Origin of the sequence: Streptomyces sp. NPDC102441, assembly GCF_044765585.1 — a bacterium.
In the GTDB taxonomy this organism is placed as follows: Bacteria; Actinomycetota; Actinomycetes; order Streptomycetales; family Streptomycetaceae; genus Streptomyces.
Map to the genome: position 1 here is coordinate 281,616 of NZ_JBIWKH010000012.1, position 21,410 is coordinate 303,025.

Genomic DNA, 21,410 nt, shown 5'->3' on the forward strand with positions numbered 1-21,410 from the left:
GCGCCGGCTGAGCTGAAGCGGTCAACGGACTGCCTCGTCGAAGCGCTTCGATGTTGCAGCGAGGTTAAGTGAAGGGTCCCGGCCACACAAGAGTTCGTTTCGATATTCCTCCGACCTGTTTCCGAACCGTTTCTCGCCTTGGCGCGGCTCCGGCTGGGTGCGCAAGACCTCTTCGGTGCGGTGGTGCCCTTGACACCTGCGGGGTTCGCCGAAGAGCATCGAAGCGCTTCGAAAGATCTTCTCCTCGCGTCGATGGACGACTCGGCGCCCGCAGACCCGAAAACCTCCCACCTCTCCAAGGGGACCCGCACGTGACGGACCATCCGCTTCCCTTCCGCGACCCGCAGCTGTCCTTCTCACGCCGCACCGACGATCTGCTCGGCCGGCTCACGCTCGACGAGCGGATCGCGATGCTGCACCAGTTCGCCCCGGCAGTGGAGCGGCTGGGCCTCGGCCCGTTCCGTACCGGCCAGGAGGCCCTGCACGGGGTCGCCTGGATGGGGCCGGCCACCGTCTTCCCGCAGGCCGTCGGCCTCGGCGCCACCTGGAACGACGACCTGGTCCGCCGGATCGGCGAGGCCGTCGGCAACGAGGTACGGGCCAAGCGCGCCCAGGACGGCCGTGTCGGGCTCAACGTCTGGGCACCGACGGTGAATCTGCTGCGCCACCCGCTGTGGGGCCGTGGCGAGGAGGGGTACTCCGAGGACCCCGCCCTGACCTCCGCCATCGCCGTCGCGTACACCCGGGGACTGCGCGGGGACGACCCCCGCTACTGGCGCACCGCCCCCGTGCTCAAGCACTGGCTCGCGCACAACAACGAGACCGACCGCGACACCACGTCCTCCTCGGTCCGCCCGCGCGTCCTGCACGAGTACGACCTGCGGGCCTTCCGCGACGCGGTGCGTGCCGGCGCGGTGGCCGGGGTCATGCCGGCCTACAACCTCGTCAACGGCCGCCCCAACCACGTCTCTCCGCTGCTGGGACAGCACCTGCGGAGCTGGACCGACCAGCCGCTCGTCGTCTGCTCGGACGCCGGGGCGCCCTCCAACCTGGTCGACTCCGAGCACTACTTCGAGACCCACGAGCAGGCCACCGCGGCCGCCCTGAACGCGGGTGTCGACAGCTTCACCGACCACGGCACGGACTCCACGGTCATGACCGGCCGCATCCGCGCCGCACTCACCAAGGGGCTCATCGACGAGAGCGACATCGACACGGCGGTCCGCCGGCTGCTCGCCATGCGCTTCGCGCTCGGCGAGTTCGACCCGGAGCTCGATCCGTACGCGCGAGTGGACGCCCTGGACACCGAGGAGCACCGGGCGCTCGCCCTGGAAGCCGCGGAACAGGCCGTCGTCCTGCTCAAGAACGACGGCCTGCTGCCCCTGGAGCCGAAGCGGGGCCGGACCGTCGCGGTGGTCGGACTTCTCGGCGACGCCTGCAAGCTCGACTGGTACAGCGGGACCCTCATGCACCGCTCGTCGCCCCTCGACGGCATCCGCGAGCGGTACGGCGCCGAGAACGTCCTCTTCGAGGAAGGCGTGGACCGGGTCCGCCTGAAGTTTTCCGACGGCTGGCTCCAGGTCCCCGTGGCCGACGGCGCGACGGAAGGGGAGGCGCGGGGCGCGGAAGGCGCCCTCGACCCGGCCCTTCTCGCCGGCCGCACGGACCTGCCCCCGCTGACCTGCGGCGAGGAGCCCACCGAACTGGCCCTCGTCGACTGGGGCGACGGTGTTCTCACCCTGCGCACCGACGAAGGGCTGTACCTCTCCGTCGCCGACGACGGCTACGTCAGGGCGTCCGCGGACGAGCCGGGCGGCTGGGTCGTCCAGGAGACGTTCCGCCTGGAAGCGGTGGAGGGGCACGACGGCGGGCACCGCCTTCTGCACATGGGGACCGGTGGGTACGTGTCTGTCGCCGCCGGCGGCGCGAAGGTTGCCGGATCCGGCGAGAGGACTTCCCCGGACGAGGCCACCGTGTTCGAGCTGGAGACCGTCGAGCACGGCGCCGACGCCGTGGCCAGGGCCGCCGCAGCCGCCGACACCGTGATCGTCGTCGCGGGCAACGACCCCCACATCAACGGCCGTGAGACCGAAGACCGCACGACCCTCGCCCTCCCCGCCCAGCAGGACCGCCTGTGGCGCGCCGCGCACGCCGCCAACCCGCGTACGGTTCTCGCGCTGACCTCCGCCTACCCGTACGCGGTCGAGGAAGCGGCCGACGCGCTTCCGGCCCTGCTCTGGACCGCGCACGGCGGCCAGGCCGCCGGCACCGCGCTCGCCCGTGTCCTCGCCGGCGACGTGTCCCCGGCGGGAAGGCTCCCGCAGACCTGGTACGCGAGCGACGATCTGCCCGGCCTGCTCGACTACGACATCATCGGCTCCCGGCAGACGTACCTCTACTTCAGGGGCACCCCGCTCTTCCCGTTCGGACACGGCCTCGGCTACGCCGACTTCACCTACTCCGGGCTGCGGGCGGAGGTGGAAGGTGAACGGCTCCGGGTGTCACTGACCGTCACCAACGCCGGTAAGCGCGCAGCCGACGAGGTGGCCCAGGTCTACGTGCGGGTGGCGGAACCGCTGAGGGAGGAGCCGCCCGCCCACAAGGGACTGGGACGCAGGCTGGGGCCCGCGTTGACCCAGGGCGCACCCGCGCCCCTGCCGCTGCGCAGACTGGCCGCCCACCGCCGGGTGCACCTCGCGCCAGGCGCGGCGCAGCGCGTCGAATTCGACGTTCCCGTCGAGGAGTTGGGTCACTGGAGCGTGGCGCACGGCCGGTGGGCCGTCGAGCCCGGCAGGTACGACGTCCTCGCGGCCGCGTCGAGCGCCGACATCCGGCTCACCGCCACGGTGGTTATCGAGGGCGAAGCGCAGGGCCCCCGCCCGGTGGCGACGCGCGGCCTGGAGGCCGCCGACTACGACTGGCAGCGGGGCACGGAGATCGTCGATCGCACGAAGACGGAGGGTGACGCCGTCGCGCCCGTCTCCGTCGGCGAGGAGGGGCGGCTCGTGTACGGGGCGTGTGACTTCGGGGAGGGCGTGGCCGGACTGACGTTCCTGGTCTCGGGGGAGGGGACCATCGCCGTGAGCGGGGGTGGGCACAGCCTGAAGATCCTGTTCCCGGCCACCGGAGGTCCGTACGACTACCAGGCCGTCGAGGCCGCGCTCGAACTCCGCGGGGTGCGCGATCTGTGCGTCGACCTCGAAGGGACCGTACGTCTCGCGCGCATCGACGTCGTTCACGGAAAGGAGTCCGCATGAGGTTCACCGACGGCTTCTGGCTGATGCGTGAGGGTGTCCACGCCTCGTACGCGACCGAGATCCGTGATCTGCGGGTCGAGGACGACCGGTTCACCGCCTACGCGGCGGTCAGGCGGGTCGCGGCACGAGGGGACACGCTCAACACCCCGCTGATCACGGTCGAATGCTTCTCCCCGGCCGAGGGCGTCATCGGCGTACGCGCCACCCATCACGCGGGCAGGGCCCGGCGCGGACCGGACTTCGCCCTCCTGGCGGACGACAGCACCGGGCCGGCGGCCCGCACCCGCAGGGACGGCGGGTTCACCGAACTCACCAGCGGGCCCCTGACGTTGCGCATGGACGGCGATGGCCCCTGGGGGATCACCTTCCTCGACGGCGACGGGCGGCGACTCACCCGGGTGGATCCGAAGGGGACGGCCTTCGCGACCACACCCGACGGCACCCACCACATGATCGCCCAACTCGCCCTGGACGTCGGCGAGAACGTCTACGGTCTCGGCGAGCGTTTCACTCCGTACGTGAAGAACGGCCAGACCGTCGACATCTGGCAGGCCGACGGCGGCACCAGCAGCGAACTGGCCTACAAGAACATCCCGTTCTACCTCTCCTCCCGTGGCTACGGCGTCTTCGTCAACCACCCCGGCAAGGTCTCCTTCGAGGTCGGCTCGGAATCCGTCGGACAGGTGCAGTTCAGCGTCGAGGACCAGTCGCTGGAGTACTACGTCGTCGCCGGCCCCACTCCGAAGGACGTCCTGTCCCGCTACACGGCGCTGACCGGACGGCCCGCGCTGCCACCGGCGTGGTCCTTCGGCCTCTGGCTGACCACCTCGTTCTGCACGTCCTACGACGAGGAGACCGTCACCTCCTTCGTCGACGGCATGGCCGAGCGCGGTATCCCGCTGAGCGTCTTCCACTTCGACTGCTTCTGGATGCGCGAGTACCAGTGGTCGGACTTCCTCTGGGACCCGGACGTCTTCCCCGACCCGGAGGGGATGCTGGCCCGCCTCAAGGAGCGGGGGCTGCGCGTCAGCATGTGGATCAACCCCTACATCGCCCAGAAGTCGGTCCTGTTCGCGGAGGGAGCCGAACACGGTTACCTGGTGCGGCGGGCCAACGGCGACATCTGGCAGTGGGACCTGTGGCAGCCGGGGATGGCCCTGGTCGACTTCACCAACCCGGCCGCCCGCGCCTGGTACGACGACAAACTGCGTCTGCTGCTCGACCAGGGGGTCGACTGCTTCAAGACCGACTTCGGGGAACGCATCCCCACGGACGTCGTCTGGCATGACGGCTCGGACCCGGAGCGGATGCACAACTACTACGCGCAGATCTACAACCGCACCGTCTTCGAGCTCCTGGAGAAGGAGCGCGGCGCGGGGGAGGCGGTGCTCTTCGCCCGGTCCGCGACGGCGGGCGGGCAGCAGTTCCCGGTGCACTGGGGCGGCGACTGCTTCGCGTCGTTCACCGCCATGGCCGAGTCCCTGCGCGGCGGGCTGTCGCTGAGCCTGTCGGGGTTCGGCTTCTGGAGCCACGACATCGGCGGCTTCGAGGGCACCCCCGACCCGGCGGTCTTCAAGCGCTGGCTCGCCTTCGGCCTGCTCTCATCGCACAGCCGGCTCCACGGAAACGTCTCCTACCGGGTGCCGTGGGAGTTCGGCGAGGAAGCCGTCGACGTGGCGAGGAAGTTCACCCTGCTCAAGCACCGGCTCATGCCCTATCTCTACGGAGTGGCCGCCGAGGCGCACCGTACGGGCATCCCGATGATGCGGCCGATGCTGGCGGAGTTCCCCGGCGACCCCGCCTCCCGCACCCTGGACCGGCAGTACATGCTCGGCCCGGACCTGCTGGTCGCCCCGGTCTTCACGGAGGACGGACAGGTCGAGTACTACGTCCCCGAAGGCACCTGGACCTCGCTGCTCACCGGTGAGCGCCTGACCGGCCCCGCCTGGCTCCACGAGACGCACGGTTTCGACAGCCTCCCCCTGCTGGTCAGGGACGGTGCCGCACTCCCGTGGGGCGCCGACGACCAGCGCCCGGACAGCGACTGGCTCGACGGGCTCACCCTGCGGGTCTTCGGCTCCGGCCCGGACGAGCGCACGGTCACCGTGCCGGACCTGACAGGTGCCACGGCGGCCGAATTCCGCGTCGTACGGGACGACGCGGGTACGCGGGTCACGGCGGAGGGCACGGACCGCCCCTACCGCGTGATCGTCGAGGAGTCCGGGGCGGCGAGGGAGGGGACGGCGACCGTCTCCGTCGCCTGACCGCGCGAGCGCGGCGAGGCAGTGCCACCAGAGGCCCGGTGCGAACGCGCCGGGCCTCTGTGGCGCTGTCAGGCCACGGAAACCCGAGCCCGACAGGCGAAATCCGGCCCGTCCGATGGCAAGATCAATGCAACTCACTGACGAAGTGGGGTCGTTTGACCGGCCGAACTCTGGAGACGTCGTGTCCGCTCGCTCCGCACTGCCTGTTATAGCCACCGCCACCCTCACCGCCGTCGCCGTACTCTCCGGCTGCACCAGCACCAAGCCCTCCGCGTCCGGCGGAACGGAAGTGGAGCTGGTGCAGTCCGGCAAGCTCACCACCTGCACACACCTGCCGTACGAACCCTTCCAGATCCGCAAGGGCGACGCCGTCGTCGGCTTCGACGTGGACCTCGTGGACCTGGTGGCCAAGAAGCTCAAGGTCACCCAGGAGATCGTGGACACGCCCTTCGAAGGCATCCAGACCGGCGAGGACCTCAACGCCCGCAAGTGCGATCTGGCCGCGGCGGGCATGACGATCACCCCCGTGCGCGCGAAGAACCTGGACTTCTCCGTCGGCTACTTCGACGCCACACAGGCCCTGATCGCCAAGAAGGGTTCCTCCTTCACCTCGCTGGCAAGCCTCAAGGGAAAGAAGCTCGGGGTCCAGCAGGGCACCACGGGAGAGACGTACGCGCAGAAGAACGCCCAGGGCGTGACGACCGTGCAGTTCGAGGACCTGGCTCTGCTGCTCACGGCCGTGAAGACCGGACAGGTCGATGCCGCGGTGAACGACAACGGCGTGCTCTTCGAATACGTGCGGAAGAACCCGGGCACCCAGGTCACCGCCGAGTTCGACACGGGGGAGGAGTACGGCATCGGGGTGCGCACCGGAAACGACGCCCTGCGCAAGGAGATCGACGCGGTGCTCGCCGACGCCAAATCCGACGGCAGTTATGACCGGATCTACAAGAAGTGGTTCCCCGCCGCTCCCAAGAAGTGAGGAAACCGCTACCGATGCCCATATCCCGCAGGCAGCGCACCCGCACCATCCGGGGTGTCCAATACGCTGTCCTCGCCGCCGTGCTGCTCGTCGTCGCCCTGGCCGCCGACTGGGGTGAGATCCGGCGGGCGTTCTTCGATGTCGGTGTCGCCAAGGCGCAGTTCCCCGACATCATTACCACCGCCCTGCTCAACACCGTGGTCTACACCCTGCTCGGCTTCGGTTTCGGGCTGGCCGTGGGGCTTCTGCTCGCACTGATGAGGCTGTCGCGCGTCCCCCCGTACCGCTGGCTGGCCATCGCGTACATCGAGTTCTTCCGCGGAGTTCCCGCACTGCTGGTCTTCATCGCCCTGGGGTTCGGTGTACCGCTCGCCTTCCAGGTGGCGATCAACCAGTATGTGACCGTCATGCTGGCGCTCGGCCTGGTCGGCGCGGCGTATATGGCGGAGACCATACGGGCGGGAATCCAGGCGGTCCCGAAGGGGCAGATGGAAGCGGCGCGTTCGCTGGGAATGTCGCAGACCCGCGCCATGGTGTCCATCGTCATCCCGCAGGCTCTGCGCATTGTTCTGCCCCCGCTCACCAATGAACTGATCCTGCTGACGAAGGACTCGTCCCTGGTGTATCTGCTGGGCCTGTCGCTCTCCCAGTACGAACTGGCCAAGTTCGGCCGGGACGCCCTGAACCAGAACCGCAGCCTGACGCCGATCCTCATCGCCGGCCTGTGCTATCTGATCATCACTCTGCCGCTCGGCCACCTGGTCCGGCGGCTCGAAGCGCGTACGGCGAAGGCGAGGTGACCGCGGTGAAGGCGGTTTCGACGGCAGACGGCGCGGCAGCGGTGAGCGGGCCGGCGATCGACGTGCGGGGCCTGCGCAAGTCGTTCGGCACGCTGGAGGTGCTCGCGGGCATCGACTTCTCGGTCGCCCGGGGCGAGGTGGTGTGTGTCATCGGCCCCTCCGGTTCGGGCAAGTCCACGCTGCTGCGCTGTGTGAACCTGTTGGAGGAGCCCACGTCCGGGACGGTCACGGTGGCCGGCGCCGAAGTCACCGACCCCGATGTGGACATCGACAAGGTGCGCCGGCGGATCGGCATGGTCTTTCAGTCGTTCAACCTGTTCCCGCACCTCACGGCGTTGGAGAACCTGACGCTGCCCCAGCGGCGAGTGCTCGGGCGCGACAAGGCGGAGGCGGCACGGATCGCTCGCGAACGGCTGGCCCGGGTGGGTCTGACCGACAAGGAATCCGCCTACCCGGCGCAGTTGTCCGGCGGTCAGCAGCAGCGGGTGGCCATCGCGCGGGCTCTGGCCATGGATCCGGAACTGATGCTCTTCGACGAGCCCACCTCCGCGCTCGACCCGGAACTGGTGGGGGACGTCCTGGCCGTCATGCGCTCACTTGCCGACGAGGGGATGACGATGCTCGTCGTCACCCATGAGATGAGTTTCGCCAAGGAGGTCGCGGACCGCGTCGTCTTCATGGACGGCGGGGTCATCGTGGAGGAGGGGACCCCGGAGCGGGTGATCGGCGCGCCCGCTCATGCCCGTACCCGGTCCTTCCTCGCACGCCTGCTGACCCCGGCCACCGCGGACCTGACGGAGGCGGCCGGGGCCGCCGACGGGGCGGGGAAGCGGTCGGACCCGGCGTAGCCGGCCGTGAATCGACCGACGCCGCACACCGGGGCCGGTCCCGCCGATGGCGCTCACTGTCCGTGTGCCGACGTGTACGACGCGAAACAGCCAGGGCACCCCTTCGGACACGGATCGGACGGCCGCCCTCCGTCACCACGCCGTCATCGGCCCTCGGGACACCGACGCCGCAAGTGAGTCGCATCACTCAGAGTGAATATCTCGGCATACATCTCTCCGGACCGGGGAGGGTCCCAGGCTGCTGGTGCCGCACCCCGGTCCACCGGCGCACAAGTGCTCGGCCGGACCGGTGCGGAGCAATCAGGCACGGAAGGCAGATCGCTACATGTCGGCTCCCACCTCGTCGGACCGTCCCACGGCCGCCCTGGAGACCCTCCACATCGACGGCACCTGGCGGGCCGCCGGATCCGGCGCGACGCGCGAGATCCTCGACCCCGCGGACGCCACCGTCCTGGCTCTCGTCTCCGAGGCCGGCACCGAGGACACCGACGCGGCCGTGGCCGCCGCCCGCCGTGCCTTCGACGACGGCCCCTGGCCCCACCGGGCCGTCGCCGAGCGCGCCGAGCTGCTGCGCCGGGTCGCCGTGCTCCTCCAGCGGGACCGCGAGGAGATCGCGATCACCGAGAGCCGCGACACCGGCAAGACCCTGGAGGAGGGCCGCGTCGACGTCGACGACGTCACCAACGCCTTCCGCTACTTCGCCGACCTCGTCATGAACGAGAGCGGCGGCCGGGTCGTCGACGCAGGCGACCCCGATGTGCACAGCGTCGTCGTGCACGAGCCGGTCGGGGTCTGCGCCCTGATCGCCCCGTGGAACTACCCGCTGCTCCAGGCCAGCTGGAAGATCGCCCCGGCCCTCGCGGCCGGCAACACCTTCGTGCTCAAGCCCAGCGAGGTCACCCCGCTCTCCACCGTCCACCTGATCAGGCTGCTCGCCGAGGCCGGACTGCCCGACGGCGCCGCCAACCTCGTCACCGGCGCGGGCGACCCCGTAGGCGCCCGGCTCTCCGAGCACCCGGACGTCGACCTGGTCTCCTTCACCGGCGGGCTCGCCAGCGGCACGAAGGTGGCCCAGGCAGCCGCTCCCACGGTCAAGAAGGTCGCCCTGGAACTCGGCGGCAAGAACCCCAACGTCGTGTTCGCCGACGCGTGCGCCACGGACGAAGGCTTCGACACCACCGTCGACCAGGCGCTCAACGCCGCCTTCTTCCACAGCGGTCAGGTCTGCTCCGCCGGGGCCCGCCTCATCATCGAGGAGTCCGTCCGCGACCGCTTCGTCACCGAACTCGCCCGCCGCGCCGACGCGATCAGGCTCGGCCGGGGCACCGTCGACGGCGTCGAATGCGGCCCGCTCGTCTCCGCGCAGCAGCTCGCCAAGGTCGAGGCGTACGTGGCGTCCGCCCGCGAGGAGGGCGCGATCGTCCGCTCCGGCGGAGCGCGCCCCGAGCCCTCGGACGTCAGGCCCGCGAGCGGCTACTTCTACCGGCCCACCGTCCTGGACGGCTGCCACCGGGAGATGAAGGTGGTCCGCGAGGAGACCTTCGGCCCGATCCTCACCGTCGAGACCTTCCGTACCGAGGAAGAGGCCGTCACTCTGGCCAACGACACGGACTACGGCCTCGCGGGCGCCGTGTGGACCACCGACGCGGGCCGCGCCCGGCGCGTCGCAGGCCGGCTGCGTCACGGCACGGTCTGGATCAACGACTACCACCCCTACCTCCCGCAGGCCGAGTGGGGCGGCTTCGGCAAGTCCGGTACGGGCCGCGAGCTCGGCCCCACCGGGCTCGCCGAGTACCGCGAGTCCAAGCACATCTACCAGAACCTCAACCCGCGCCCGCAGCGCTGGTTCGCCGGCTGAACAGAGCGATCTCCCCCTCTCCGACCGGCTGTTCGCAGCACCACACCCACGCCAGAACCTTGCAGAAGGAGCAACCGATGCCACCGTCCCCCAGCACCGCACGCCCCGAACCTGTCGACTACGTGATCGTCGGAGGCGGAACCGCCGGCTCGGTCATCGCCTCCCGCCTCACCGAGGACCCCGACGTCACCGTCACCGTCATCGAGGGCGGCCCCACCGACATCGACCGCGAGGACGTCCTCACCCTCCGCCGCTGGCTCGGCCTCCTCGGCGGCGACCTCGACTACGACTACCCCACCACCGAACAGCCCCGCGGCAACTCCCACATCCGGCACAGCCGTGCCCGAGTCCTCGGCGGCTGCTCCTCGCACAACACCCTGATCAGCTTCAAGCCGCTGCCCGGGGACTGGGACGAATGGGCCGAGGCCGGAGCCGACGGCTGGGACGCCACCGCTATGGACCCCTACTTCGCCCGGCTGCGCAACAACATCGTGCCCGTCGACGAGAAGGACCGGAACGCCATCGCCCGCGACTTCGTCGACGCCGCGCAGGCGGCGGCCGGAGTCCCGCGCGTGGACAGCTTCAACAAGAAGCCGTTCCACGAGGGCGCCGGCTTCTTCGACCTGGCCTACCACCCGGAGAACAACAAGCGCTCCTCCGCGTCCGTGGCCTACCTCCACCCGCACATCGAGGCCGGTGACCGCCCCAACCTCTCGATCATGCTGGAGACGTGGGCGTACCGCCTGGAGTTCGACGGCAACCGCGCCACCGGGGTGCACGTACGCACCAAGGACGGCGAGGAACTGCTGCTGCGCGCCGCCCGTGAGGTCATCGTCTGCGCGGGCGCGGTGGACACGCCCCGGCTGCTGATGCACTCCGGGATCGGCCCGGCGAAGGACCTCACCGAGCTCGGCATCCCGGTCCTCCACGACGCACCGGGTGTCGGCGAGAACCTGCTCGACCACCCCGAGTCGGTCATCGTCTGGGAGACCGACGGGCCCATCCCGGAGAACTCGGCGATGGACTCCGACGCGGGCCTCTTCGTACGCCGTGACCCCGGCTCCCGGGGCCCCGACCTGATGTTCCACTTCTACCAGATCCCCTTCACCGACAACCCGGAGCGCCTCGGCTACGAGAAGCCCGAGCACGGTGTGTCGATGACCCCGAACATCCCCAAGCCGCGCAGCCGCGGCCGTCTCTACCTCACCAGCGCCGACCCCGAGGTCAAGCCCGCCCTGGACTTCCGCTACTTCACCGACGAGGAAGACCACGACGGCCGCACCCTGGTCGACGGCATCAAGCTCGCCCGCGAGATAGCGAAGACCGAACCGCTGGCCCACTGGCTCAAGCGCGAGGTGTGCCCGGGGCCCGAGGTCACGTCCGACGAGGACATCAGCGAGTACGCCCGCAAGGTCGCGCACACCGTCTACCACCCGGCCGGCACCTGCCGGATCGGAGCCGAGGGAGACCCGGCGGCAGTCGTCGACCCCCAGTTGCGGATCCAGGGCCTCGAAGGCATCCGGGTCGCCGACGCGTCCGTCTTCCCGACCATGCCCGCGGTGAACCCCATGATCGGCGTCCTGATGGTGGGCGAGAAGTGCGCCGAGCTGCTCCGAGCGACCCCGACCGACGGAGGCGACGTCCGATGACCGAAGCCAGTACCCCTGTGTTCAGTGTGAAGAACCTCTGGAAGGTCTTCGGCCCCAAGGCCGACCGCATCCCCGGCAGCGAGTACGCGGACCTGCCCCCCGCCGAACTGCGCGAGCGCACCGGCTGCACCGCCGCCGTGCGCGACGTCTCCTTCGACGTCCAGAAGGGCGAGGTCTTCGTCGTCATGGGCCTGTCCGGCTCCGGCAAGTCCACCCTCGTACGCTGTCTGACCCGGCTGATCGAGCCCACCAGCGGCAGCCTCGCCATCGACGGCGAGGACGTCCTGGCCATGGACACCACCCGGCTGCGCGAACTGCGCCGGCACCGCGCCGCGATGGTCTTCCAGCACTTCGGTCTGCTGCCGCACCGCACGGTCCTCGACAACGTCGCCTACGGCCTGGAGATCCAGGGCCTCGGCAAGGCCGAACGGCGCGCCAAGGCCGCCGAACTGGTGGAGAAGGTCGGCCTCGCGGGTCTCGAGGACCGCCGGCCCGCCCAGCTCTCCGGCGGCCAGCAGCAGCGCGTCGGGCTCGCCCGCGCACTCGCCGTCGACCCGTCCGTCCTCCTCTTCGACGAACCGTTCAGCGCGCTCGACCCGCTGATCCGGCGCGAGATGCAGGACGAGGTCGTGCGGCTGCACCGTGAGGAGGGCCGCACGATGGTCTTCATCACCCACGACCTCAGCGAGGCACTCCGCCTGGGCGACCGCATCGCGCTCATGCGCGACGGCGGCATCGTCCAGCTCGGCACCCCCGAGGAGATCGTCGGCTCGCCCGCCGACGACTACGTACGCGAGTTCGTCCGTGACGTCCCACGCGAACAGGTCCTCACCGTCGCCACCGCCATGCGCCCGCCGACCGCCGACGAGAGCGACAACGGCCCGGCCGTCCGGCCCGGGGCCACCGTCTCCGAAGCCATCGAGGCCGTCACCCGCTCCGGCGAGCCGTTCGCGCGGGTGATGGAGGGCGGCAAGCTGCTCGGAGTCGTCGACCACGCGTGCCTGCTCGGTGTTGTCGCCGGGGCCGGCGGGGCCGGCGGGGCCGGCGGGGCCGCGGGAGCCCGTGAGGTGACCGTCTGATGGCCACCGCCCAAGCCACCACCCGTACCGCGTCCGGCCCCCCGGGGAGCGGCCCCCTCGCCGCCCTGCGCGGCCGGCCCGCCCTCGGCAAGATCCTGCTGCTGCTGGCGATCGCCGCCGTCGTCGTACCCCTCGCACACGCGCGCTGGGGCGGCGGAGTCTGGCCCGGCGCCCTGACCGTCGACCTGAGCGGGCCGCTCGGCGAGGTCAACGACTGGATCATCGGCAACCGCGACAGCCACCCGCTGTTCCTCTACTTCTTCGGCCACATCAGCAACGCCGTCGTCCTGTCGGTGCGCGGGGTCTATCTGGCGCTGCTCGCCCTCGGCTGGGCCGGTGTCACCGCCGTCGCCGCGCTCGTCGCCTGGCGTACGGCCGGATGGCGCCTCGCGCTGACCGCCGGACTCTCCTTCCTCGTCTGCGGGCTGCTCGGCATGTGGGTGCCGACCATGCAGACCCTCGCCCTGATGACCGTCGCGGTCCTCGCCTCCGTGGTGCTGGGGCTGCTCCTCGGACTCGCGGCCGGACTCTCGGACCGTACGTTCCGCGTCCTGCGCCCCGTCCTGGACACCATGCAGGTGCTGCCCGCCTTCGCCTATCTGCTGCCCGTCGTGCTGGTCTTCGGCATCGGTGTGCCCGGCGCGGTCCTCGCGACCGTCGTCTACGCGGCTCCGCCGATGGCCCGGCTCACCGCGCTCGGACTGCGCGGCGCGGACGCGGGCGTCATGGAGGCCGTCTCTTCGCTCGGCGCGACCGGCAGGCAGCGACTGCTCAGCGCCCGGCTGCCGCTGGCCCGCAAGGAACTGCTCCTCGGCCTCAACCAGACCATCATGATGGCGCTGTCCATGGCCGTCATCGCCTCCGTGATCGGCGCCGGGGGTCTCGGTGACCGCGTCTACCAGGCGCTCTCCTCCGTCGACGTCGGAGCCGCGCTCGCCGCGGGCATCCCCATCGTGCTGCTGGCCGTCGTCCTGGACCGCACGACCGAGGCGGCCGGCCGGAAGATCGGCACGGAACCCACCGGCCCGGAAGCCCTGCGCGGAGTGCGCGGCTGGGGGCTCGCCGCCCTGATCGCCGCGGCCGTCGCCGTCGTGGGCCGCTTCACCGGCGGCCGCATCTGGCCGGAGGGCGGCATCGTCCCCATCGCGGAACCGGTCAACACGGCCAAGGACTGGATGGTCGACCACCTCTACACCGGCATCCCCGTCATCGGCGGAACCGCCGACTGGGCCGCCCACTTCACCAGCTGGATCCTCAACCCGCTCCGCAGCGGGCTCCAGGGTCTGCCCTGGTGGGGCGTACTGCTGATCGTCGCCGCCCTCGCCTGGACCATCGGCACCTGGCGTACCGCGCTCACCGCCGTCCTGGCCATGGCCGCCATCGGGGTCCTCGGCGTCTGGGACCTGTCGATGGACACGCTCAGCCAGGTCATCGCCGCCGTCGCCGTCACCCTGGTCCTGGGCTTCGGCATCGCCGTCGGCGCCGCGCGGAGCCTGCGCCTCGAACGGCTGCTGCGACCTGTTCTGGACGTCTTCCAGACGATGCCGCAGTTCGTCTACCTCATCCCGGTCGTCGCCCTCTTCGGCGTCGGCCGCGCCCCCGCAGCCGCGGCAGCGGTCGTCTACGCGCTCCCCGCCGTCGTCCGCATCACCACCCAGGGACTGCGGGGCGTCGACCCCGCCGCGATGGAGTGCGCCCGGTCGCTCGGCGCCACCAGTGGCCAGCAACTGCGCCAGGTCCAGATCCCGCTGGCCAGGCCCGCGCTGCTGCTGGCCGTCAACCAGGGCGTCGTCCTGGTCCTCGCGGTGGTCATCATCGGCGGTCTCGTCGGCTCCGGCGCACTCGGCTACGAGGTCGTGTTCGGCCTCGCCCAGGGCGACCTGGCCACCGGCCTCGTCGCGGGCGCCGCCATCGTCTGCCTGGGACTGATGCTGGACCGTGTCACCCAGCCCACCGCCCGCCGCCAGCGGAAGGAGAGCTGACATGGCTCGCACCCGTACCCACGCCCGCCTCCGTACGTCCGCGATCGTCGCCTCGGCAGGCGCGCTGCTGGCCGTCACCGGCTGCGGAGCGGCCGACATGACCAAGCAGGCCTCCCCGTTCGCGGCCCCCGCGGACATCAAGACCGTCACCCTCTCCGTCCAGTCCTGGGTCGGCGCGCAGGCCAACGTCGCCGTCGCGCAGAAGATCCTCCACGACAAGCTGGGTTACCGCGTCGACCTCGTCCAGACCGACGAGGTGCCCGCCTGGGACGCACTCAGCCAGGGCAGGGTGGACGCCATCCTGGAGGACTGGGGCCACCCAGACCAGGAGCAGCTGTACGTCAAGGACAAGAAGACCATCGTCCCCGGGGGCGACCTCGGAGTCACCGGCCACATCGGCTGGTACGTCCCCAAGTACTGGGCGGACGAGCACCCCGACGTCACGAACTGGAAGAACCTCGACAAGTACGCCGACGAGCTGCGCACCCCGGAGAGCGGTGACAAGGGCCAGCTGATGGACGGTTCGCCGTCCTACGTCACCAACGACAAGGCGCTGGTGAAGAATCTCGGCCTGGACTACAAGGTCGTCTTCGCCGGTTCCGAGGCCGCGCAGATCACACAGATGCAGCAGTCCGCCAAGGAGAAGAAGCCCTTCCTCAGCTACTGGTACCAGCCGCAGTGGCTGTTCAACGACGTACCGATGGTCGAGGTGAAGCTTCCGGAGTACTCCGACGCCTGCGCGGCCAAGGACCCCGCGGACATCGACTGCGCGTACCCGACGACCCCGCTCCAGAAGTACCTCAACGCGGACTTCTCGAAGCGGGGCGGTGACGCGGCGGACTTCCTGAAGAAGTTCACCTGGTCGGAGAAGGACCAGAACGAGGTGTCCAAGATGATCGCCTCCGAGCGGCTGACGCCGGACGAGGCGGCCGAGCGCTGGATCGAGAAGCACCCTGGCACCTGGAAGAAATGGCTGGACGAGTGATCTGAGCCGGAGAGTCCCTTCCGTCCCACCGTCAGCCGCCGCGGCACCCAGCCGCGGCGGCTGACGGCGTTATCCGGCCATCGGCGGGAGCTGCTATTCACTCAGTACATATACCGAGGATATAGTGCGGGGCATGAGTACCCGTCATGTCCTGCTGGGCCTGCTCGCCGCCGGTCCCTGCCACGGCTACGACCTGAAGCGGCAGTACGACGCCCGCTTCCCGCAGGCCCGTCCGCTCGCGTACGGGCAGGTCTACACAACCCTCCAACGCCTGGTGCGTGACGGTCTGGCCGCGGTCGACGGCACCGACTCCGACGGCGGCCCGGAGCGCACCCTTTATCGCTCGACCGCTGAGGGATCGCGCGAACTGGCCCGGTGGGCAGACGAGATCACCGCCCCCGCCCCCTTCGTGACGAACGAGATCTTCGCCAAGGTCGTGGTCTCGATCCTCGTGGCGGCGGCCGCCGCGGAGACCGGACAGGACGGACCGGACGCCGCGGCCCACCTCAGAACCCAGCGAGCCGCCCACATGGAGCGGATGCGCGAGCTCACCGCACTCAAGACCGAGCCGGGCGCCGATCTCAGCACGGTGCTCTCGGCCGACTACGCCCTGGCCCATCTCGACGCAGACGTGCGGTGGATGACCACCACCACGGCCCGCATCGACACATTGACCGCGGAGGTCAACGGAACATGAACATGAACGCACGGGACGAACAGCCCTTATCGGGGGAGACCGCGCTGATCTCGGCGCACGGTCTGAAGAAGTCGTACGGACGGACCGAGGCACTGCGGGGCGCTTCCCTCGACCTTCACGTGGGCGAGATCCTGGCCGTCACGGGCACGAGCGGCAGCGGGAAGTCCACCCTGCTGCACTGCCTGGCCGGGATCGTCCGCCCCGACGAAGGGGTCGTCGACTACGGAGGCGAACAGCTCGACCGGTCGGCCGAGGCGCGGCTCAGCGAACTGCGGCGCCACGACTTCGGGGTGGTGTTCCAGTTCGGGCAGCTGATTCCCGAGCTCAGCGCACTCGACAACGTGGCACTGCCGCTGCTGCTCTCGGGAATCCGCCGCGGCCCGGCGAACCAGCGGGCGGGGGAGTGGCTGGAGCGCTTCGGCGTCCGAGGGCAGGCAGACCTGAGACCCGGCGAGATGAGCGGCGGACGGAGTCAACGGGTCGCGCTGGCAAGGGCCTTGGTCACCGAGCCCAAGGCGGTCTTCGCGGACGAGCCGACCGGGGCCCTCGACTCACTCGCCGGGGAACAGGTGATGACCGCACTGGTGCACACCGCGAGGGAGTCGTCCACGGCGGTGCTGCTGATCACCCACGACGCGCAGATCGCCGCGTACGCGGACCGCGAGGTGGGTCTGCGGGACGGAGTCGTCCACTCCGGCTCCCCCGATGACGTCGGTCAGGAGGCGGCTCGCCATGAAGGCTGACCTCCGTATCGCCTGGATCCTCGCGCGCGGCTCGGAGCGCCGCGAGTGGTGGAGGGTCTCGCTGACCTTCCTCGGTGCTCTGCTCGCCACGGGCCTCGCACTCACGGCCGCGACCGTCGCCGCCGTGTCGGGGCAGGTGTCCATCCCGTACGCCCACGGCCTGCTGGACCGGCCCGGCGAGCGCGCGGGCATCGTGTTCACGCTCGTGCTCCTGCTGACACCGGTGCTGGGCTTCCTCGGTCAGTGCGCGCGCATTGGCGCCGTGCACCGGCACCGGCGGATGGCCGGGATGCGGCTCGTCGGGGCGTCCCCCGCACAGGTGAGGAGAATCGCGGCGGCCGAGTCCGCGTTCGCCGGCCTGGCCGGATCCTCGGCCGGTCTCGCCGCCTTCGCCGTGCTCTTTGCCGCATCGGGACACGTCCCGCCTCCGGCGGCCTGGGTGGTCTTCGCGGTGGTCGTTCTCGCCGTCCCGGTGGTCGCCGCGCTGGTCAGTGTCTTCGCCCTGCGCCATGTGGTGGCCTCGCCCCTCGGCCATGTGCGCAGGACGGGCCGGGACCGGGGACGCCGGGCCGCGCTCGCCTGCCTGCTCGCGGTCGGGCTGATCATCGCGGCGGCACTGCTCCATCTGTCCCCGGCCGGCCGAAGCGCGACGCCGTTCGCACTGCTGGTCCTCGGCCTGGTGTTCCTCACGGGGGCGGGCGCGATCTGGATGGCAGGGGCGTTCGCGGCGTTCATGGGCCGCAGGCTCATCCCCCGTGCGAAGAGCCCGGCGGTGCTCATCGCGGCGAGCCGCCTCGCGCACGACCCCTGGGCCGCCGCGCGGACCCACGCCGCGCTGCTGCTGGTCACGGTCGTCGGAGTGGGTTTCGTCGGGGTGCGAGGGGTGCTGCTCGCGGAGCTGGGGGAGGGCGAGCACCAGCCGGGGGACCTGTCCTTCTACACCACCGGCATCGACCTGGCCGGTTCCGCCGTGCTGATCGTCGTGGCAATCAGCCTCTGCGGCCTCGCCGTCGGTACCGCCGAGTCGCTGGCCACCCGGCGCAGAGGCCTCGCGGCCCAGGCCGCTGCCGGAGTGCCAGCCACGCTCCTGGAGACCGCGCTCCCGCTGGCACCCGCACTCCTGCTCGCGGGCGTCGGAGGCACGGTGATCCACCTGGCGTACGCCACGGTCGTGGGCACCGGAACCATATCCATGCTGCCGCTGCTCGTCCCCGTGACGGTCTACGCGGCGTGTCTGCTGGCCGCGGCGACGTCTCTGCCGCTCCTGCGGCGCGTCGCGCACCCCGCGGAGCTGCGCTTCACGTAGCCCGTGGGCTCCGCCGCGCACCCGTCGCCGCCACCGCCAGCGTCGTGGCGACGAGTGCGGAGGCCAGGAGGCCCGTCGCCAGGACCGGAACCGGGATGAACGTCATGGCCAGCACGGCGAGAACGGCCACCGGGTGGATGAGGTCGTTCCGGCTGCGGAGTTCCTCCGCACGGTGGTGCAGCAGCCAGACCAGGGTGATGAACACAGCTACCGGCACGGTGAACGTCGCCGCCGCCGCCCGGTCGGAGAGGTGGCCGTGACCGGTGGAGTGGGCGACGTTGACCGCGAGCCCGGCACCGACCGCGGCAGCCGAGGCGAAGACGAGGTAGTGGCCGTAGCCCCACAGGAGCGCCGCCTTGAGTCCGGTGAGCCGTTGCGGGGCGTTCTGCGAGAAGTAGAGCCACCACAGGGCGAACACGGTCAGTACGCCGCCGACGACAAGGGTCGCGATGTCACCGAGCGCGGTCTCCTCGTCGAGGGCCGTACGGACGGCGGCGGTGGCTGCCGTCATGGTCTCGCCGAGGACGATGAGGGTGAACAGGCCGTACCGTTCGGCGATGTGGTGAGGGTGCCAGGTGGTCATGGCCGCGCTCTCGGCCCAGGCGGGGACGGCGATCTCTGCCAGGACCAGGACGGCGAACGTCGGCAGGCCCCAGTCCTCGGGCAGGGCCAGCCGGGCGACCCAGCCGACCTGCACGATGAGGATGCCGACCGCGTAGCGCACGCAGGAGCGCCGGCGTTCGGGGTCGGAGCGGGCGGCGCGCAGCCACTGGGTGACCATGGCCAGCCGCATGACGACATAGCCCCAGGTGATGACGGTGAAGTCCTCGTGCTGGAGGGCCTCGGCCGCACCCGCGGCCATGACGAGCGCACCGGCGATCTGTACCAGTGTCAGCAGCCGGTACGGGACGTCGTCGGTGTCGTACGCGGAGGCGAACCAGGTGAAGTTCATCCAGGCCCACCAGATCGCGAAGAACACCATCGCGTAGCCGAGGACCCCGTGGCCGATGTGCCCCTCGGCGAGTTCGTGCTCGAAGGCGGCCGACGCCTGGGCGACCGCGGCGACGAAGCACAGGTCGAAGAACAGCTCGAGCATGGTCGCCGAGCGGTGTTCCTCCCCGGTGTTACGGGCGGTCATCGGCCGGATCCATGCGCCGAAGGGGGAGTGTGACTGACTCATGCGTACCCGGTTTCAGCGTGGAAGGGCTGCTCAGGTCCGGCCGGCTCGACGGACCCCGCTCACGTTACGAGCGGGCCCCGGAAGCATGCAACGCCGACAGGCCGTCTCCCGGCGATGGTCACGGCACCGCCGGGTGCGCCTTTTCCTAGAAGGACGTGATGACGACCCGTGACACGTCGGGGTCCTTGAGCGCGGCGTAACCGGCGTCGACCTCGTGCAGGGCGATCCGCCGGGAGACGAGGTCGTCGAGGTTCAGGCGCCCCCTCAGATAGAGGTCGGCGTAACGGGGGATGTCGCGCCTGGGGTTCCCCGATCCCATGATCAGGCCCTGGATCCGCTTCTGCTGCAGCAGAAGCCGGGGCAGCGACAGCAGCAGGTCTCCTCCGCTCCCAGCCAGGCCCACGACGTACACACCGCCCCCGAGGGCCGTCATGCGCAGCGCCAGTTCCGTCGTCGCCCCGACGCCGACCATGTCGAAGGCGTGCAGTACACCGCCGCCGGTCAGCTCGCGGACGGCCGTGGCGGCGTCCGTGGTGGCGGAGTTGACCACATCCGTGGCGCCGAAGGCCCGCGCTCGCCGCAGTGTGCCGTCCTGCACGTCGACCGCGACGATGCGGGAGGCCCCGGCGATCCTCGCCGCGCCGACCGCGTTGAGCCCTACGCCCCCGGCGCCGATCACGGCCACGGTCTCGCCCGGCGCGACGCCGGCGCCGTTGAGGACGGATCCCGCGCCGGTCAGCACCCCGCACCCCAGCAGGGCGGCCTGAGCGAACGGCATCCGGCGCGGTACGGCGGTCAGCTGGTTCTCATGGACGAGGGCCCGTTGGGCGAAGCCGCCCAGCCCCATCCCCTGGGTGAGGGGCCGGCCGGCGCGGCTGAGCCGTGGTCCTTCCCGCTCGGCATCGCGCAGCGTGGTCCCGGGGCGGCCGCACTGGTACACCCTGCCGTCGAGGCACGCGGGGCAGCTGCCGCACCACTGGACGAGGCAGCCCACGACGTGTTCCCCGGCCGCGAACACGCCGGCATCCGGGCCCAGGGCGAGGACGACACCGGCGATCTCGTGTCCCAGGACGACCGGCGGGGGAAAGTCCCCGAACGCGTGGGTGGCGACGGTGAGGTCGGTGTGGCAGAGACCGGACGCTCTCACCTCCACCAGGACCTCGCGGCCCGCCGGCTCGGCGATGTCGACGTCCTGGAGGACGAATCCACCGCCCAGCACGTCCACCACTGCGGCTTTCACGAATCAGCCCCCTCCCGGTCGGCCGGACACCTCGACCCCGCTCAGACGCGCTCGAGGAAGAAGTAGTAGAAGGGCCCGTCCGGGCCGACGCCCTTGCGGTTCATGATGCCCATCAGGGTGTGGTCGTCGACCGCCTTGAAGTGGTCGAACACCGGTTGACCGTCATAGACCATGGTGGCGGTCGACTCGCCCCGGAACTCGACCATCCACAGGCTCGCCTCGCCCTTGCCGAGCTCGGTGTCGCTGTAGAGCCGGCCGTCCTCTCCGCGCATCATCAGCGGCTTCGCGTCTCCGGCCGAGTGGAAGGTCTTGCCGTACCAACCGGCCTTCTGCAGCATCCCGTGGAGCGGGTGTCCGGTTTCGAACTCGCCGCCCCGCCACTCGCCGAGGACCTCGTCCACACGGACGGACGGCAACGCCGCCCAGACGTCGTCGAGTTCTCCGGCCGGGACGGCGGAGTCCTTGGCGCGCAGGGCGGCGAACAGGGTCCGTGCCTCGTCGATGACCATGGCTTCCCTCCACATCGGTGTGAAACAAACG

General features: G+C 70.6%; 16 protein-coding genes. 13 read left to right on the forward strand and 3 right to left on the reverse strand.

Going from position 1 to position 21,410, the window contains the following annotated elements; all coding sequences use genetic code 11:
- The first annotated feature begins 311 nt into the window (after positions 1-311).
- The 13 genes from ACIREO_RS26525 to ACIREO_RS26585 all read left to right on the forward strand — a co-directional run bounded on the left by ACIREO_RS26525 (position 312) and on the right by ACIREO_RS26585 (position 18,450).
- Positions 312-3,257 (forward strand): glycoside hydrolase family 3 C-terminal domain-containing protein, encoded by a 2,946-nt coding sequence (locus ACIREO_RS26525; protein WP_404114515.1) that lies wholly within the window; start codon positions 312-314, stop codon positions 3,255-3,257.
- Complete coding sequence (gene yicI / locus ACIREO_RS26530) at positions 3,254-5,521, forward strand: alpha-xylosidase (RefSeq protein ID WP_404114517.1); 2,268 nt, start codon at positions 3,254-3,256, stop codon at positions 5,519-5,521. Before ACIREO_RS26525 ends, yicI begins: the two co-directional genes overlap by 4 nt.
- A gap of 181 nt (positions 5,522-5,702) precedes the next feature.
- Positions 5,703-6,503 carry an ABC transporter substrate-binding protein gene (locus ACIREO_RS26535; RefSeq protein WP_404114519.1) on the forward strand — a complete coding sequence of 267 codons (801 nt, stop codon included), beginning with the start codon at positions 5,703-5,705 and terminating at the stop codon, positions 6,501-6,503.
- Positions 6,504-6,517: 14 nt separating this feature from the next.
- Positions 6,518-7,303, forward strand: a complete 786-nt coding sequence (locus tag ACIREO_RS26540; protein WP_404114521.1) for an amino acid ABC transporter permease — start codon at positions 6,518-6,520, stop codon at positions 7,301-7,303.
- Positions 7,304-7,308: 5 nt separating this feature from the next.
- Positions 7,309-8,151, forward strand: coding sequence for an amino acid ABC transporter ATP-binding protein (locus ACIREO_RS26545; RefSeq protein ID WP_404114523.1), 843 nt, complete (start codon positions 7,309-7,311; stop codon positions 8,149-8,151).
- A 325-nt stretch (positions 8,152-8,476) separates the two neighbouring features.
- Positions 8,477-10,009, forward strand: a complete 1,533-nt coding sequence (locus tag ACIREO_RS26550) for an aldehyde dehydrogenase family protein (protein ID WP_404114525.1) — start codon at positions 8,477-8,479, stop codon at positions 10,007-10,009.
- A gap of 77 nt (positions 10,010-10,086) precedes the next feature.
- Entirely contained in the window at positions 10,087-11,658 is a 1,572-nt protein-coding gene (locus tag ACIREO_RS26555; protein WP_404114527.1) for a GMC family oxidoreductase, read from the forward strand.
- A complete protein-coding gene (locus tag ACIREO_RS26560) occupies positions 11,655-12,737 on the forward strand; it encodes a glycine betaine/L-proline ABC transporter ATP-binding protein (RefSeq protein WP_404114529.1) in 1,083 nt (360 codons plus the stop codon). The genes ACIREO_RS26555 and ACIREO_RS26560 overlap by 4 nt, the downstream gene beginning before the upstream one ends.
- Entirely contained in the window at positions 12,737-14,719 is a 1,983-nt protein-coding gene (locus tag ACIREO_RS26565; RefSeq protein WP_404114531.1) for an ABC transporter permease, read from the forward strand. Before ACIREO_RS26560 ends, ACIREO_RS26565 begins: the two co-directional genes overlap by 1 nt.
- Position 14,720: 1 nt before the next feature.
- Positions 14,721-15,704, forward strand: a complete 984-nt coding sequence (locus ACIREO_RS26570; protein WP_404114533.1) for an ABC transporter substrate-binding protein — start codon at positions 14,721-14,723, stop codon at positions 15,702-15,704.
- 133 nt (positions 15,705-15,837) lie between these two features.
- Positions 15,838-16,401 carry a PadR family transcriptional regulator gene (locus ACIREO_RS26575; RefSeq protein WP_404114534.1) on the forward strand — a complete coding sequence of 188 codons (564 nt, stop codon included), beginning with the start codon at positions 15,838-15,840 and terminating at the stop codon, positions 16,399-16,401.
- 2 nt (positions 16,402-16,403) lie between these two features.
- Complete coding sequence (locus ACIREO_RS26580; RefSeq protein ID WP_404114572.1) at positions 16,404-17,144, forward strand: ABC transporter ATP-binding protein; 741 nt, start codon at positions 16,404-16,406, stop codon at positions 17,142-17,144.
- A complete protein-coding gene (locus ACIREO_RS26585; protein WP_404114536.1) occupies positions 17,134-18,450 on the forward strand; it encodes an FtsX-like permease family protein in 1,317 nt (438 codons plus the stop codon). The genes ACIREO_RS26580 and ACIREO_RS26585 overlap by 11 nt, the downstream gene beginning before the upstream one ends.
- On the opposite strand, the gene ACIREO_RS26590 is transcribed toward ACIREO_RS26585, so the two are convergent.
- The 3 genes from ACIREO_RS26590 to ACIREO_RS26600 form a co-directional block, all read right to left on the reverse strand.
- A complete protein-coding gene (locus ACIREO_RS26590) occupies positions 18,443-19,630 on the reverse strand; it encodes a low temperature requirement protein A (RefSeq protein ID WP_404114538.1) in 1,188 nt (395 codons plus the stop codon). The two genes, ACIREO_RS26585 and ACIREO_RS26590, sit on opposite strands and share 8 nt — an antisense overlap.
- Positions 19,631-19,775: 145 nt before the next feature.
- Entirely contained in the window at positions 19,776-20,870 is a 1,095-nt protein-coding gene (locus ACIREO_RS26595; protein ID WP_404114540.1) for a zinc-binding dehydrogenase, read from the reverse strand.
- A gap of 41 nt (positions 20,871-20,911) precedes the next feature.
- Complete coding sequence (locus ACIREO_RS26600) at positions 20,912-21,379, reverse strand: DUF4334 domain-containing protein (protein WP_404114542.1); 468 nt, start codon at positions 21,377-21,379, stop codon at positions 20,912-20,914.
- Positions 21,380-21,410 lie beyond the last annotated feature (31 nt).